Annotated in this window: 17 protein-coding genes; 5 read left to right on the forward strand and 12 right to left on the reverse strand. The window is 69.9% G+C overall.

The window, feature by feature from the left end:
- Positions 1 to 147 precede the first annotated feature (147 nt).
- On the forward strand, positions 148 to 1,173 hold the full coding sequence (locus HAV39_RS27145; RefSeq protein WP_191842020.1) for a hypothetical protein: 1,026 nt from the start codon (positions 148 to 150) through the stop codon (positions 1,171 to 1,173).
- Between the two features lie 6 nt (positions 1,174 to 1,179).
- Here the strand turns inward: HAV39_RS27145 and HAV39_RS27150 are convergent, their stop codons facing one another.
- The 4 genes from HAV39_RS27150 to HAV39_RS27165 all read right to left on the reverse strand — a co-directional run bounded on the left by HAV39_RS27150 (position 1,180) and on the right by HAV39_RS27165 (position 4,619).
- Positions 1,180 to 2,403, reverse strand: a complete 1,224-nt coding sequence (locus HAV39_RS27150; RefSeq protein ID WP_191842022.1) for an RNA polymerase sigma factor — start codon at positions 2,401 to 2,403, stop codon at positions 1,180 to 1,182.
- 6 nt (positions 2,404 to 2,409) lie between these two features.
- Positions 2,410 to 2,805 (reverse strand): YciI family protein, encoded by a 396-nt coding sequence (locus tag HAV39_RS27155; RefSeq protein WP_191842024.1) that lies wholly within the window; start codon positions 2,803 to 2,805, stop codon positions 2,410 to 2,412.
- Positions 2,806 to 3,214: 409 nt separating this feature from the next.
- Positions 3,215 to 3,547, reverse strand: a complete 333-nt coding sequence (locus tag HAV39_RS27160) for a PCC domain-containing protein (protein WP_191842026.1) — start codon at positions 3,545 to 3,547, stop codon at positions 3,215 to 3,217.
- A 13-nt stretch (positions 3,548 to 3,560) separates the two neighbouring features.
- Positions 3,561 to 4,619: a helix-turn-helix domain-containing protein gene (locus tag HAV39_RS27165; RefSeq protein ID WP_191842028.1), complete on the reverse strand. Its 1,059-nt coding sequence runs from the start codon at positions 4,617 to 4,619 to the stop codon at positions 3,561 to 3,563.
- A 592-nt stretch (positions 4,620 to 5,211) separates the two neighbouring features.
- Here HAV39_RS27165 and HAV39_RS27170 point away from each other — a divergent pair.
- Positions 5,212 to 5,658, forward strand: coding sequence for a hypothetical protein (locus HAV39_RS27170; protein WP_191842030.1), 447 nt, complete (start codon positions 5,212 to 5,214; stop codon positions 5,656 to 5,658).
- A 14-nt stretch (positions 5,659 to 5,672) separates the two neighbouring features.
- On the forward strand, positions 5,673 to 6,161 hold the full coding sequence (locus tag HAV39_RS27175) for a hypothetical protein (RefSeq protein ID WP_191842031.1): 489 nt from the start codon (positions 5,673 to 5,675) through the stop codon (positions 6,159 to 6,161).
- Positions 6,162 to 6,363: 202 nt separating this feature from the next.
- On the opposite strand, the gene HAV39_RS27180 is transcribed toward HAV39_RS27175, so the two are convergent.
- Complete coding sequence (locus tag HAV39_RS27180; protein ID WP_191842032.1) at positions 6,364 to 6,630, reverse strand: DUF4235 domain-containing protein; 267 nt, start codon at positions 6,628 to 6,630, stop codon at positions 6,364 to 6,366.
- Between the two features lie 18 nt (positions 6,631 to 6,648).
- Positions 6,649 to 7,578: an NADP-dependent oxidoreductase gene (locus HAV39_RS27185; protein ID WP_191842033.1), complete on the reverse strand. Its 930-nt coding sequence runs from the start codon at positions 7,576 to 7,578 to the stop codon at positions 6,649 to 6,651.
- A 394-nt stretch (positions 7,579 to 7,972) separates the two neighbouring features.
- Here HAV39_RS27185 and HAV39_RS27190 point away from each other — a divergent pair, with 394 nt between their 5' ends.
- Entirely contained in the window at positions 7,973 to 9,226 is a 1,254-nt protein-coding gene (locus tag HAV39_RS27190) for a glycoside hydrolase family 16 protein (RefSeq protein WP_191842034.1), read from the forward strand.
- 66 nt (positions 9,227 to 9,292) lie between these two features.
- On the opposite strand, the gene HAV39_RS27195 is transcribed toward HAV39_RS27190, so the two are convergent.
- Positions 9,293 to 9,601, reverse strand: coding sequence for a hypothetical protein (locus HAV39_RS27195; RefSeq protein WP_191842035.1), 309 nt, complete (start codon positions 9,599 to 9,601; stop codon positions 9,293 to 9,295).
- Positions 9,602 to 9,758: 157 nt separating this feature from the next.
- Between HAV39_RS27195 and HAV39_RS27200 the strand changes: the two genes are divergently transcribed.
- Entirely contained in the window at positions 9,759 to 10,430 is a 672-nt protein-coding gene (locus tag HAV39_RS27200) for a hypothetical protein (RefSeq protein WP_191842036.1), read from the forward strand.
- Positions 10,431 to 10,455: 25 nt separating this feature from the next.
- Here the strand turns inward: HAV39_RS27200 and HAV39_RS27205 are convergent, their stop codons facing one another.
- The 5 genes from HAV39_RS27205 to HAV39_RS27220 form a co-directional block, all read right to left on the reverse strand.
- Entirely contained in the window at positions 10,456 to 11,097 is a 642-nt protein-coding gene (locus HAV39_RS27205; protein WP_191842037.1) for a maleylpyruvate isomerase family mycothiol-dependent enzyme, read from the reverse strand.
- On the reverse strand, positions 11,087 to 11,674 hold the full coding sequence (locus HAV39_RS27210) for a TetR/AcrR family transcriptional regulator (protein ID WP_191842038.1): 588 nt from the start codon (positions 11,672 to 11,674) through the stop codon (positions 11,087 to 11,089). Before HAV39_RS27210 ends, HAV39_RS27205 begins: the two co-directional genes overlap by 11 nt.
- A 108-nt stretch (positions 11,675 to 11,782) precedes the next feature.
- A complete protein-coding gene (locus HAV39_RS43775; RefSeq protein WP_203736402.1) occupies positions 11,783 to 11,926 on the reverse strand; it encodes a VapC50 family PIN domain-containing toxin in 144 nt (47 codons plus the stop codon).
- Positions 11,926 to 12,327 carry a PIN domain-containing protein gene (locus tag HAV39_RS27215; protein ID WP_203736403.1) on the reverse strand — a complete coding sequence of 134 codons (402 nt, stop codon included), beginning with the start codon at positions 12,325 to 12,327 and terminating at the stop codon, positions 11,926 to 11,928. The genes HAV39_RS43775 and HAV39_RS27215 overlap by 1 nt, the downstream gene beginning before the upstream one ends.
- Positions 12,328 to 12,352: 25 nt before the next feature.
- Complete coding sequence (locus HAV39_RS27220) at positions 12,353 to 12,799, reverse strand: helix-turn-helix domain-containing protein (protein ID WP_191842039.1); 447 nt, start codon at positions 12,797 to 12,799, stop codon at positions 12,353 to 12,355.
- Positions 12,800 to 12,880 lie beyond the last annotated feature (81 nt).

Consider the following 12,880-nt stretch of genomic DNA (forward strand, 5'->3'; position numbering starts at 1 on the left):
CACTGGCGACCGCTATACGCCTGAGCGAACCTGCCACCTTTACGGAGCCGTATAACGAGCCGGTAACGAACGCCTGCTCCCCGACCACGGCAGCCGCGGCCACCCCACTAAGCTCCGCACCCAGTGGCGGCCCACAGGAGGATCATCATGGCTCGGACCACCCCGCCCCGGCCGGTCGACATCGCTGCGATCTTCCCGGAGCTGCGAACCCACGCGGGCACCACGACCCGCCTGCACCCGCGCCCCGGCAGGCCGACCGCGCACGACAGCTCCGCCGGCGGCCCGCTGCTCTGGCCGGCCGACGAGCCCTGGCCACACTGTGAGGACGGCCACGACTACCTGTTCGAGCCGCACCGGCCGGAGACCATACGGCGATGGCGGCGGATACTGGGTGCGGCCTGGGGCCGTACCCGGCGCGGCGAGCAGCTGCAGCTCACCGAGCTGGAGCATGCCGAGCTACCCGACCTGGACGACTGCGCCCCCGCCGAACTCGCCGAGCAGCCGATCGCGATGGTCCCGGTGCTGCAGCTGTATCGGCGGGACGCACCGGGTTTCCTCGGCCCGGACGCCGCAGACCTGTTCCAGGTGCTGTGGTGTCCGCTGGACCACGGCGAGCTCGGCTACAACCCCCGGGTACTGCCGGTGTGGCGGCGCGCGACCGACGTCGGCGAGGTGCTGGCCGCGCCGCCCGAACCGCTCATCGTCTCGGAGTCATACCTGCCCGAACCCTGTCTCCTGCACCCCGAGCAGGTGCGCGAGTACCAGTACGGCGGCCTGCTGCCGCAGGAACTGGACGAGCGCATCCAGGAGTGGGAGGAAGACCAGGAGGAACGCTGCTCCGGCGACGAGCCTGCGCACTCCTATCAGTTCGACCTGTCCATTGCCCCGGGGTGGAAGCTGGGCGGCTTCGCCTCCTGGCACCTCACCGACCCCCATCCGGTGGACTGCGGCGAGTGCGGCGAGCCGATGCGGCTGCTACTGAGGATCGCCAGCTACGAGTGGGACGGCGGCTCGGGCAGCTGGCGGCCGATCGAGGACGCCGCGCCCGGCGAGTTCTCGTCGCTGCACAGCGACAACAGCCCGACGGCGGTCTCGATCGGCCGCAGCTACTCGCTGTGGATCTTCTACTGTCCGGTCTCCTTCGACCATCCGCACGGAACCGCCATGCAGTAGGGCCGGTCAGGTTTCGTCGCGCAGGCGGCCGATCTCGGTCAGGAGGTAGCGCATCTCGGGAGCGCTGGGCGTGCCGGCCGCGGCGGCGCGCAGCTGCTCGATCGCGGCGGGCCGGTCGCCGGCCATCTCCAGCAGGTGACCGCGCACGGCGGCCAGGCGGTGGTGGCCGGCCAGCGGCCCGTCGAGGGTGTCGAGCACCTGCAGGCCCGCCCGCGGACCGTCCACCATGGCCAGGGCCACGGCGCGGTTGAGGGTGACCATCGGGTTGGGCTGGATGCGCTCCAGCACGCCGTACAGGGCGAGGATCTGCGGCCAGTCGGTCTCGGCGGCCGTGGCGGCCTCGTCGTGCACCGCCGCGATCGCCGCCTGCAACTGGTACGGCCCCACGGCGCGCTGCCGCAGCGCGGCACTGACCAGGTCGACCCCCTCGGTGACGGCCGACCGGTCCCAGCGGGCACGGTCCTGCTCGGGCAGCGGGATCAGCTGTCCGTGCGGGCCGGTGCGCGCGTCGCGGCGGGCGTCGTTGAGCAGCATCAGCGCGAGCAGCCCGGCGACCTCGGGCTCGTGCGGCAGCAGCCGGTGCACCTCGCGGGCGAGCCGGATCGCCTCCTTGGACAGGTCGGTGCGCACCAGCTCGCCGCCACCGCTACTGGCGTACCCCTCACTGAAGATCAGGTAGAGCACATGCAGCACGGCATCGAGCCGCGGCCGCCAGTCCGCGCCCGACGGCAGCCGGAACGGCTCGCCGGAGGCGTGGATGCGCTGCTTGGCGCGGCTGATCCGCTGGCCCATGGTGGCTTCGGGCACCAGGAACGCGGCGGCGATCTCGGCGGTGGTCAGGCCGCCGACCGCGCGCAGCGTCAGCGCGATCGCCGACGGCGGCGTCAGCGCCGGATGGGCGCACATGAACAGCAGCTGCAGGGTGTCGTCGCGGCCCGGGTCGGCCTCGTCGGCCGCGCTCGCCGCGACCGGCTCCCAGTCCTGCTCCTCCCGGCGGCGACGGGCGTCGTCACCCCGCCACATGTTGATCAGCCGCCGGGAGGCGGTGGCGATCAGCCAGGCCTCGGGGCTGTCCGGCAGCCCGTCGGACGGCCAGTGCAGGTGCGCCGCGAGCAGCGCCTCCTGCACGGCGTCCTCGGCGGTGTCGAAGTCGCGGTACTTGCGCGCGACCACCGCGAGGACCCGCGGCGCGAGTTCGCGCAGCAGGTCCTCGATCGACCGGTCGGCCACCGCGGGTCAGGCGTCGGCCTGCGGCGGGCCCACGATCGGCCGCACCTCGATCGGGATGCCGAGCGGCGCGCCGTCCTTGCCGGGCGCGGACGACGCCTTCGCCGCGATCTCGTACGCCCGCTCCGGGCTCGCGCAGTCGACGATCCAGAAGCCGATCAGGAACTCCTTGGCCTCGGGGAACGGCCCGTCGGTGACCGCGGGCGCGCCCTTGCCGTCGTGGCGGACGATGCGGGCCTGGTCGGGGAAGGTCAGCCCCTCGTTGAAGACCATCTCCCCGCCCTCGCGCAGCTCGCGGTCGAAGTCGTGCTGGAACTCGATGTGCCGCTTCACGTCCTGCTGCGACCAGTTCATGATGCCCTCGCCGGCGTCCTGGCCCGTGTGCATCATGATCATGTACTTCATGTCCGTACTCCTCCTGGCGATCCGTGGTGGCGGCGGCCGCCCGTCGGGCCCGTCCCGCCACCCTCTCACCGGGTAGACACCACCGGCCGCGCGCCTTCGACATCCGCGCCGCACTTTTCTCAAGATTCTTTACCCGAGGGCGGACGGCCAGGTCCGGGCGGTTCCTGGCCCTGGCCGGTGACCTCCGAATCTCTGAGTACGTCGTTACCGAGGACCGCCCCGACACTGCCCACCTCGCCGACCTGGCCGACGCGCTACGCCGCACCCGCGCCGCGCTGGCCTACGCCGCCGAGGCCGACGACGCTGCCGCCCCAGCTTTGAAGAACGACATGTCGAACGCAGCCGCGCAGCACGCAAGAAGGCCGTCAGGGGCGATCCCTGGGCGGCCTTCTTGCGTACCTGGCGGGCGTTAGAGGCTGATCACGTAGGCGTTCACGAAGAAGGTTTCGACGTTCGCCCAGTGAAGGTGACCCGCTAGCGCCGCGTCGCCCTCCCGGCCGAGCACGACATGAAGATGCACCTTGCCGTCTTTGACCTCGCCCGTACCGGTCAGCTCTAGCGGCTGGGCGTACTCAGTCAGGATGTCTTTCGAGGCGTCGTCGGCTGCCATGTTCGAGATACAGCAGGCATCGACGGCCCCGATTAGGGAGACCACCGCGCCGTCTCTCACGCCGCGCTCGGCGATAGCTGCCGTGAGTGTTGACATGACTTCCTGGCCGGGCTGGACCGAGAAGAGGATCATTCGGGATTCCTTGCTAGGTGGTGACAGGGTTGACGCCAGCCAGGAGTGCGGCCATCGTGCGAAGGTTCTCCCGCGCGCTCTCGGTGTGCAGCGCATGGGCAACAGCGGCTTTGACTGACTGGTGGTCCGTCAAGCCGAGATCGTGCAAGAGCACGGCACTACACCAACGCGCGGCAGCGTCGCGCGGGTTGCGTAGCTCGTCGGCGAGTTGCGCCGTGAAGGCGTGCGGCCCGGCGGCCACACTTTCCGAGCCGCTCGTGAGCGCGAGCGCTTGCGCCCACGGCACGCCAAGGACGCGATGAGCGACAGCGGTTAGGTAGAGGTGCCGGGAGGCGCTATCGGCCCGCAGCGCGCGTATCACGCTGTCGGCGATCGCGGCTGAGGGCACCTTCGCCAGGATGCCAGCCGCGTTGACGCGAAGAACTGCGTTGTCGCCGCTGGCCATCCACGCGGCAAGAGACCGGGTGCTCTGGGGGTCCTGCTCCACGAACTGGCGTATGACCTGATCGGTCGCATGACTCGTCTGCGCCGTGGCGAGCAGGTTACGAGAGCCCGTCGCGATACCCCCGTACACGCGACAGGCAATATGGAAGTCGACGAGGCCGGGGTGCGGAAACCGCAAGCCACCGTCAGCCGACCTGATCACCTGAAGGGTCTGCACGAGCCGACCAGCCCCGGCAGCAAGTTCGGCCGGAACCTCGGACTCGTGCACCCAGGGCAGTCCGCGGTGCCACAACTCCCATGCGAGCCATTGCGCGCATGCGGCCGCGTCATCGCTGTCACGGGCCGTTTGTGTCATGCCGAAACTCGCTGCCAGCGTCGCGCCTGCGAGCCTGAGTGCTTCCTTCCTGTGCATGGGATCAACACTAGGCGCCGGGAGATCTTCACCGGAAGCCTCAATGAGACCGCCCGTCACGCGCTCGTACAGCGCGATCGTCGCCGGGGTAACGGGTCGCGCCCGACTCTCGATGCGCGACAAATGGCCTGCTGAGACGCCGCCCACGCGCGCCACATCTTCCAGCGTGAGATCGGCCGACCTGCGTGCGGCCCGCAGGTCTGTACCCGTGATCATCAATGAATCCCGTTTGCGGCAAATTCTGTGCGGCAGGCGGCTCTAATGACACTCACTTCTACAACGAGTGACGCTATCCAAGGCGCGGGGCGGTCGTGATGGCGATCCGCCCGCCTCGCTGCCCTAACCAGACGGTACGCCGCCCATGGGGAGGGATCAACGATGCTCACTAGCACGATCGACCTTGCACCTGCCGTCAAGCGGGCCGCTGTTGTGACAGAGCTTCACATCCCGACCGCTGACGGCCGCTGTTCGTGGTGCTGGACCGAGTTGGGCGTATGGACGCCCTACCCCTGCACCGCCTACCGCTGGGCCGAGCGCGTCGCTGAGGCCACACAGTGACCGCCCCCGACCGTCCAGCGTGGGACGAGCCGACCGCGGAGCACACGCTCCCGCAGCGCATCCGGGACGACTGCGAACCCGTATACGTGCCCACCGAAACTCCCGCATGGCTGCTCTACCCGACCGGCTTCCATCGCGTAGTCCTCACCGGCTTGCGCGAGTTGTAGCAGGGGCGGCGGCATCGCACCCCGCCGCCCCATCTAACGGCACCACCGCACATCCACATAACCCGCACGACGAAAGGACGCACGTGCGCACATCCCTCGCAAGACTGGCCGCGCTCGCCTTACTGGCGGTCTCGCTGGTCACGCTCTCCCCCTCGGCCGCAAACGCCGAGCCGTGCCCCGCGCCGCCCGCCAACGGGCTGGCGTCCGTTGGCACCCTGGCCTGTGACGAAGCACCCCTCGCCTACGCCGACGCCACGTACGTAGGCGGAGGCGATCTGCTCGTGAAGGGCTGGACGAACGGATGGTCCCTAGGCACCATCCGCGTAAACGCCACGCTTTACTTTGACGGCGTCGCCGTGTGGACCTCGGGCACCCGGACGTGCTACTCCACGAACTCGTGTAGCACTCCCACTTCTACGCTGGACTGCGGATGTTGGGCTGGCTGGGTGGAACTGCGCGTCTGGGGCAGCAAGAACAACGGAGGAAAGGTCTGGGCAAGTGACTGGGAGTACATCCCGCCCGGCCTCTAACTAAGGAGCTGGTCATGGACTTTCCCGTGTGGGACGCGCGCACATCTCTTCCGGTAAATGCCCCGGCAAGATGTGGCGTGCAGGGCGAAGACGAGGGGCGACCCGAGTTGGTCTCCGTGAGCATCTGGCGGTGCGACCAGACCGGCCGCGCCGTGCACACGACGTCCTTCCGCCCTCCGGCCTCGCCGCGCGACATGGCGGCGGATGTCGCTCTCGCACTAGCCGAGCCCCTGTCCCGGCTGCAGGGCGGCGAGTTGCGCGATGTCACGCGCGAGGTCGTGAGTGGCGCCCTGCATCGGGAGGCCCGATCCTCAACGCTCATTGTCGACGGCCAGCCCGTGCCAGCTACCCGGTTCGAGTTCACGGGCGGGCTCACGGTCGAGGCTTCCAACGACCCGTCCGCCTGCGTGGCCGTCGCCGCGCTCGGCGTGCCGATACCGGCGCTCGTGACGGCAGCCGCCGACACATGGCAGACGGCAGCCGCTGAGGCCGTCAACGCCTGATCAACCGTACCAAGCAGGCCCCCGGCCGTCGGACCGCCCGGCAGTCGGGGGCCGCTTCGTGTATGGCCGTGTCCGGCGCGGACTGCGAGGGATGCCGCGCCGCACTTTTCTCAGGATTCTTTACGCGAGGGCGGGCAGCCTGGTCCGGGGCATGGCGAAGGGCTCCGTTCACCGAACGGAGCCCTTCGGCACGGACGGCCGCTCAGTCCGGCCAGCTGCCGGTGAGCGCCTTGACGCCATGTGCGCCGCCGCGGTCGACGGCGGCCTTGACCAGCCCGAAGACCGCACCCTGCAACGCCGCGGCGAGCAGGATCTCGGTCCAGCCCTTCGTCGGGTCGGTGGCGTGCGGCGCCTCGCGCTTGCCGGACACGATGCGCCAGACCTGCTTGAACGCCACCCCGGCGACGGCGCCGGCCACGGCGCCGCTCACCATCCCGATCGGCCGGTACACCACCTTCTGCGTGTTCATGACTGCCGCATACCCGCTTCAGCCGACGCGAACCGCCAGCTTGCCGACGCTGCCGGCGGCGAAGTCGGTGAAGGCCTGCGGCACCTCCTCCAGGTCGTAGACGCGTCGCACTGGCACCTCCAACCGGCCGGCGACCACCTCGGCGGCCAGATGCTCCAGGCCGGCCGGGGCGAGGTCGGCGTTTACCGGCAGCGCGACCACGTCGTGCACACCCATCTGGTCCTGGCCGATGCCGAGCAGCGTGGTGAACCGGCCGCCCGGCGCGATCAGCTCGGCCAGCGCGAACGGGTCGCCGGCCAGGTGCACCGCGGCCTTCACGCCACCCGGTGCGATCGCGGCGACCTGCCCGATGACGTCGCCGGTGCGGTCGACGACGTAGTGCGCGCCGAGACGGCGTACCAGCTGGGTGCCCTCGCCGGGCTCGGCGGTCGCCAGCACGACGGCCCCGCGGGCGGCGGCCAGCTGCACCGCGATGCTGCCGACGCCGCCGGTCGCGCCCGCGATCAGCACGGTCTCGCCGGGCTGCGGGGCGATGGCGCCGACGACCGTGGCGGCGGCCGCGCCCGCGAGGCCGAGCGCTCCGGCGGTGGTGAGGTCCAGGCCGTCGGGCACCCGGGCGAGGCTCGCCGCGGGCACCACGACGTACTCGCCGAAGCCGCCCGCCTGCAGCGGGAAGGTCAGCACGACCCCGAACACGGCGTCGCCGACGGCGAACCCGTCGACCCCCTCGCCGAGCTGGTCGACGGCGCCGGCGAAGTCGCGGCCGAGCACCACCGGGAAGCGGTGCTCGATGAGCGCCGCCAGGTATCCGCTGATCACCGCGGCGTCGAAGCCGTTGAGCGAGGACGCGGCGACCTTCACCCGCACCTCGCCCGGCCCGGCCGACGGCGTCGGCACCTCGGCCAGTTTCGCCGCCGCGCCCAGTTCCGCGCTGATGACCGCGCGCATATGCACTCCTCATCCGGTGTCCACGATGGAATACGCGCGACGTTAGGTCAGCACACCGGTCTCTCGATACCGTCCGTGACGACGGCGCCACGCGCCCTCCGGCCACCTCGGCCGACCTGACGGCCGTCGTCACCCTCCGCCCGGCCGTCACGTTCGGTGACCGCGGACGCCGATCAGCCCCCGGGCACCGTCGGAAGCGGCGACGACAGCGCCGCGGCGGCCTGCTATCGCAGATCCACATCGGAGCCCGGTCGATCTCATAGAGAGCGCTCTCTTGACGGATGCACCACACCGTCCTAACGTGACGGTTGTCAATTTATTAACAGTGCTTACCAAAAGTGTTCTGCCCGGAACTCCTGGTAGCACGCCCCACACGCTCCTGGGAGGTAGTCCCATGCGCAGAACGACCCGACTGCTGGCCCGACTGACCGTGGCCGCGCTCGCCGCCGCCGGCCTCACCGTGCCCGCCACCGTCATCACCGCCACCCCCGCCCTCGCCGTCGGCCCGCAGACGTGGTCCGACGAGTTCAACGCGGCCGCCGGCACGCCCGTCAACGGCAGCAAGTGGAAGTTCGACATCGGCGGCGGCGGCTGGGGCAACAACGAGCTGCAGTACTACACCAACAGCACCAGCAACGCCGTGCACGACGGCGCGGGCAACCTCGTCATCACCGCCCGCCGCGAGAACCCCGCCGGCTACGGCTGCTGGTACGGCAGCTGCCAGTACACCTCCGCCCGCCTGCTCACCGCCGACCGGTTCACCCAGACCTACGGCAGGTTCGAGGCCCGCATCAAGATCCCGCGCGGGCAGGGCATCTGGCCCGCGTTCTGGATGCTGGGCAGCGACATCGGCACCAACCCGTGGCCCAACAGCGGCGAGATCGACATCATGGAGAACATCGGCAAGGAGCCCGGCACCGTCCACGGCAGCCTGCACGGCCCCGGCTACTCCGGTTGCTGCTCGCTGACCGGCCAGTACACCCTGCCCGGCGGAGCCCGCCTGGCCGACGCCTTCCACACCTACACCGTGGACTGGGCGCCCGACTCGGTTACCTGGTACATCGACGGCATCCAGTACTCCCGCAAGACCCGCGCCGACGCGGGCGCCAACCGCTGGGTCTTCGACCACCCGTTCTTCATGCTGCTGAACGTTGCGGTCGGCGGCAACTGGCCCGGCAACCCCGACGGCAGCACCGTCTTCCCGCAGTCGATGGTCATCGACTACGTCCGGGTCTTCGCACCTGACGGCACCACCCCGCCGACCGGGGCCACCCCGCTCATCGGCCAGAGCAGCAACCGCTGCATCGACATCCCCAACTCCAACACGGCCAACGCCACCCGGCTGCAGATCTGGGACTGCAACGGCAGCGGCGTGCAGCGCTGGTCCTTCGAGGCCGACGGCAGCCTGCGGGCACTGGGCAAGTGCATGGACGTCGCGGCCGGCTCATCGGCCGACGGCGCGGCCATCCAGCTCTACGACTGCAACGGCACCGGAGCGCAGAAGTTCGTGCTCAGCGGCGCCGGCGACCTGGTGAACACCCAGGCCAACAAGTGCGTCGACGTCACCGCCAACGGCACCGCCAACGGCGTCAAGCTCCAGCTCTACACCTGCAACGGCACCGGTGCCCAGAAGTGGCGCAAGGGCTGACCGCCACCCCCTGAACGCCTCGTCTCCCGGATGCGCCGAATCCGGGAGACGAGGCACGTCAGCCGATCACGGGGTGCAGGACACCGTGACCTCGGCGAAGAAGACGTGCCCGAAGTAGGGGTGGTCGAAGACCTCCCAGACCCCCGGCTCTCCGGTCCGGACGCACGTGTTGAGCTGCTCGGCGCTCGCCGACGCCTCGGCGTCCCAGGCGGCGGCCTGGATCGCCGACGCAGCCGTCAGGCCGCGGCCGCCGCCGGTGAACTCCTTGGCGGTGTATGCCATCGCCGGCGCGGCGGCGGCCATTAGCAGGGCCGATGCGGCAACCGCCACACCGACCGCCGCGACGGCACGGCGCTTGATCAGGGAACGGGGCACGGGGTTTCTCCTTCCGGGCGGAGGAATGAGGACGGCATCGAAGTTGACGATTCAACCGATACCTCGGTCAGCATGGCCAACCCAAGTGGTGACAGTCAATGGAAAGTCCCGGCCCGCGACGGTCGAAAAGGTCGCCGCTCCTGGTTAACCTGACGCGATGACCCGCGACGTCGCGCTCAGACTCCCGAGCGGCCTGACCCGGCGCGCTCGGGCCTACCTGACCGCGCACGCGATCCGGCACGAGACGTGGTCGGTCGAGCAGCACCGGCGGCACTGGCACCGATACGACCGACCCGCGGACGCCGTCGAACACCTGGCCGCGTACCACGCCCGGTGGGGTGGACTGGAACTGCCACCGACCCCCGAGTACGAAGGAGGTCCGCAAGTCCTCGATGCCGACGAGCCTTCCGTCGCCGACCGGCTCGGGCCGTGCTTCGAGGCAGGAAACACGCGCTGCTCCATGGCGTACGGGTTCATGGTCGACGGCGCGGGCCGCTTCGGCATCGTCGCCGAAGACAACTGGGTGCCGCTGCACGGCTCGGTCGAGGGCTGGGTGGAGGCCGCCGCGCTGCGGCACCTCGCCGACGGCCTGCCCGCCGAGGTCCGCATAGCCACCGGGGCCAGGATCGACGGCCTGCCCGAGCGATACGGGCTGCGCCCGGTGCCCGAGGTCGCCGGCGTCGCCGACGGCTGGTGGCGGGGCAAGGACAGCCTACTGGCGATCTATCGCGGCGAGGCCCAGCTGTTCGGCAACCTCCAGTACCAGACGGCGTACCTCTACCTCGGCATCGACGACCTCACCGAACGCCTGCGCCTCGGCATCGACTGAAGGGTGTGACGCGCCCGACGACGGGTCAGCTCGTAGCCGACAGCTTTGCGGCGAGCGCCGTGGCGCCGACGCCCGACAACGCGGGCAGGGCGGCCAGCCTGCCGGTGAGCACCAGCAGGATCGCCTCGATCGGGCCGCCGACCTCGGCGCCGGAGCCCATCGCCCAGTCCGTGTCGGTCGCGGACAGCCGGAATCCGGCCATCCGTCGGCGTGCCCGGAACGGCCAGTTCAATGCCCACACCCGGGTCGCCGCGACGGCCGCGGCCGCGGGGTCCAGGGCCAGGCGGCGGCCCACCGGAACGGCGATGTCCTGACTGTGCACCAGGATGTCGATCAGGGTCTCCAGCGGCGTGACGCCGAGGTTGTGCCGCCGCGAGCCGATCATGGCGCGAATACGCGCGACCAGCTCCGCCGTGGGCAGTTCCGCGTGGCGGCGGGCCATGTCGAGGATCTGCCGGTTCATGCCGCGCAGCCGCAGGTGCGGCAGCTCGCGCAGCATGTCGCGCGGGCCGAACTGCTGCAGGGTCAGGTGCGCCGCGACGTCGCGCACCGTCCAGCCCGCGCACAGCGACGGCTGCCGCCAGTCGTCCTCGGACAGCTGCGCCAGCAGGTCGGCGACGGCCTGCCGCTGCGCGTCGATCGCCTGCCACACCTGGTCATGGTCCATGACTGCCTCGCTTTCCATCCGGCGGGGGGAGCAGGGCGGCCACGAGCGGGCCGAGCTGCGCGAGCGGGTCGAACCGAGGGTTCGGGTAGGACAACTGGTGCAGGACAAGGCCCGTCCAGCAGTTCATGATGATCGGCGCGTCCCGTGCCAGGTCGGTGGAACCCGCGACACGCATCCAGGTCAGGAAGTACGCCCGCACCCGGCCGCCCACGGCGGCGAGCTGCGCCTGCAGCTGCGGCCGGTGGGCGGCTTCGACGAGCACGGCGTAGCGGGCCAGCGTCAGCGTCCGCTGCGGACCGGTCGCCTGGTGGGCCAACTCGGCCAGCACCTCGGCCAGTTCCGCGGGGGTGGTCGGGCAGCGGGTGGCCCACAGCTGCTCCCCGATGTCGCGTTCGCGGTCGGCGACACGCTCCACCACCGCGTCGAGCAGGGCATCGCGGGTGCTGAAGTAGTTCGCCGCCGAGCCGGTCGGCAGCCCGGCCTCGGCGTCGACGGCGCGATGGGTGAGCCCGTGCACGCCACGCTCGCCCAGCAGGGAGATCGCGGTATCCAGCAGCAGCTCACGCCGATTCGACATACCCCGGATACTACGATGGTTGTTCAAAGAACAACAGACGTTGTACCTCTCAAGTATGTCCACGTCAGCCACGGGTGCAAGCCTGCGGACTCATGGCGTCGACGGCGCTCAGGCGCCGATGCGAGCTACCGCCCTGATGAGACCGTCCCGCTCCAGCTGCGCAAGCACGTCCTGGGCCGCCTGCGGTCGCATCGTGCGGGCATCGGCGATCTGCTGGATGCAGCTCCACACCACCGGACGAGACTCCTCCATCAGGCTGCAGACGAAGTCGTCGGAGTCTGTGCTTGCAGGCCGTAGGCAGCTAGACGGTCCACGGGGAAGTCGCGCAGATTCCAGGTGATGATCGAGTGAGCCCCGGCCGAGATGGCTGCGGCGACGACATGCCGGTCGTCCTTGTCCGGCAGATCGATCGTGTCCGTCAGATCCTGGTAGTCCGTGACGAGACAGTCCCGTACGGCGGCGTTCATGAGTTCACGAAGCCGCCTGGTCTTGGCGGGATCGATGTCCGGCCTGTTGCGATGCAGGGCCTCGGTCATCTCGTCGAGGATCTGGTCGGTCCACCGCGCCTGCACCGTGCCGGCACGGGCGAGACGGATGAGCAGGTCCCGCAGGGTGTTCGGGTAGAGCACATTGGCGTCGTAAATGACGGTCATCGGCATCCGGCTTCGCCCCGGCTGGTCAGATAAGGCCGAGTTCCTCGTCAAGTGCGCTGAGTTCGTTGGCTGCACGCAACGTGCGCGCATCGTCGACACGCCGGTAGTCCAGCAGCGACTGCAGGTCGACCCGCCGATGGCTGCCCACCTTGCGATAACGGATCTCGCCCGACTCCAGCAGTCTGATCAGGAACGGCCGCGAGACGTGCAACAGGTCCGCTGCCTGCTGTGTGGTCAGCTCGGCGTCAGCCGGCAACACCGTGACCGCATGGCCGTCGGCCAGATGCGACAGGGCTCGGGCAAGCAGGACCACCGCCTCGCGAGGCACCGTCAGTTCGGCACCGGGCTCATCGCTCACCTGTACGCGCACGTCCGCCGGGCCTTCGGGATGATCCCGCAGATAGGAGCGGATCCGCTCCAGCGCATGGGCAGCGAGCTGCACCACGTGCGCGCTGGGCGGTTCCGTGCTCATGGCGCCTACGCTCACCGCTCCACCTCCCCGATCATTCGCAACAACCATACTATCCGCAATAAACGAAATTGCGGGATCCCG

Source organism: Catellatospora chokoriensis (assembly GCF_011297315.1).
Lineage (GTDB): Bacteria > Actinomycetota > Actinomycetes > Mycobacteriales > Micromonosporaceae > Catellatospora > Catellatospora citrea.

Bases quoted from the DNA above. Each gene is read 5' to 3' on its own strand.
- HAV39_RS27165 (WP_191842028.1), bottom strand. From the start codon at position 4,619: ATGATCACGGGTACAGACCTGCGGGCCGCACGCAGGTCGGCCGATCTC.
- HAV39_RS27220 (WP_191842039.1), bottom strand. From the start codon at position 12,799: ATGAGCACGGAACCGCCCAGCGCGCACGTGGTGCAGCTCGCTGCCCAT.
- HAV39_RS27145 (WP_191842020.1), top strand. From the start codon at position 148: ATGGCTCGGACCACCCCGCCCCGGCCGGTCGACATCGCTGCGATCTTC.
- HAV39_RS27180 (WP_191842032.1), bottom strand. From the start codon at position 6,630: ATGAACACGCAGAAGGTGGTGTACCGGCCGATCGGGATGGTGAGCGGC.
- HAV39_RS27215 (WP_203736403.1), bottom strand. From the start codon at position 12,327: ATGACCGTCATTTACGACGCCAATGTGCTCTACCCGAACACCCTGCGG.
- HAV39_RS27160 (WP_191842026.1), bottom strand. From the start codon at position 3,547: ATGATCCTCTTCTCGGTCCAGCCCGGCCAGGAAGTCATGTCAACACTC.
- HAV39_RS27175 (WP_191842031.1), top strand. From the start codon at position 5,673: ATGGACTTTCCCGTGTGGGACGCGCGCACATCTCTTCCGGTAAATGCC.
- HAV39_RS27210 (WP_191842038.1), bottom strand. From the start codon at position 11,674: ATGTCGAATCGGCGTGAGCTGCTGCTGGATACCGCGATCTCCCTGCTG.
- HAV39_RS43775 (WP_203736402.1), bottom strand. From the start codon at position 11,926: ATGGAGGAGTCTCGTCCGGTGGTGTGGAGCTGCATCCAGCAGATCGCC.
- HAV39_RS27205 (WP_191842037.1), bottom strand. From the start codon at position 11,097: ATGGACCATGACCAGGTGTGGCAGGCGATCGACGCGCAGCGGCAGGCC.
- HAV39_RS27190 (WP_191842034.1), top strand. From the start codon at position 7,973: ATGCGCAGAACGACCCGACTGCTGGCCCGACTGACCGTGGCCGCGCTC.
- HAV39_RS27185 (WP_191842033.1), bottom strand. From the start codon at position 7,578: ATGCGCGCGGTCATCAGCGCGGAACTGGGCGCGGCGGCGAAACTGGCC.
- HAV39_RS27200 (WP_191842036.1), top strand. From the start codon at position 9,759: ATGACCCGCGACGTCGCGCTCAGACTCCCGAGCGGCCTGACCCGGCGC.
- HAV39_RS27155 (WP_191842024.1), bottom strand. From the start codon at position 2,805: ATGAAGTACATGATCATGATGCACACGGGCCAGGACGCCGGCGAGGGC.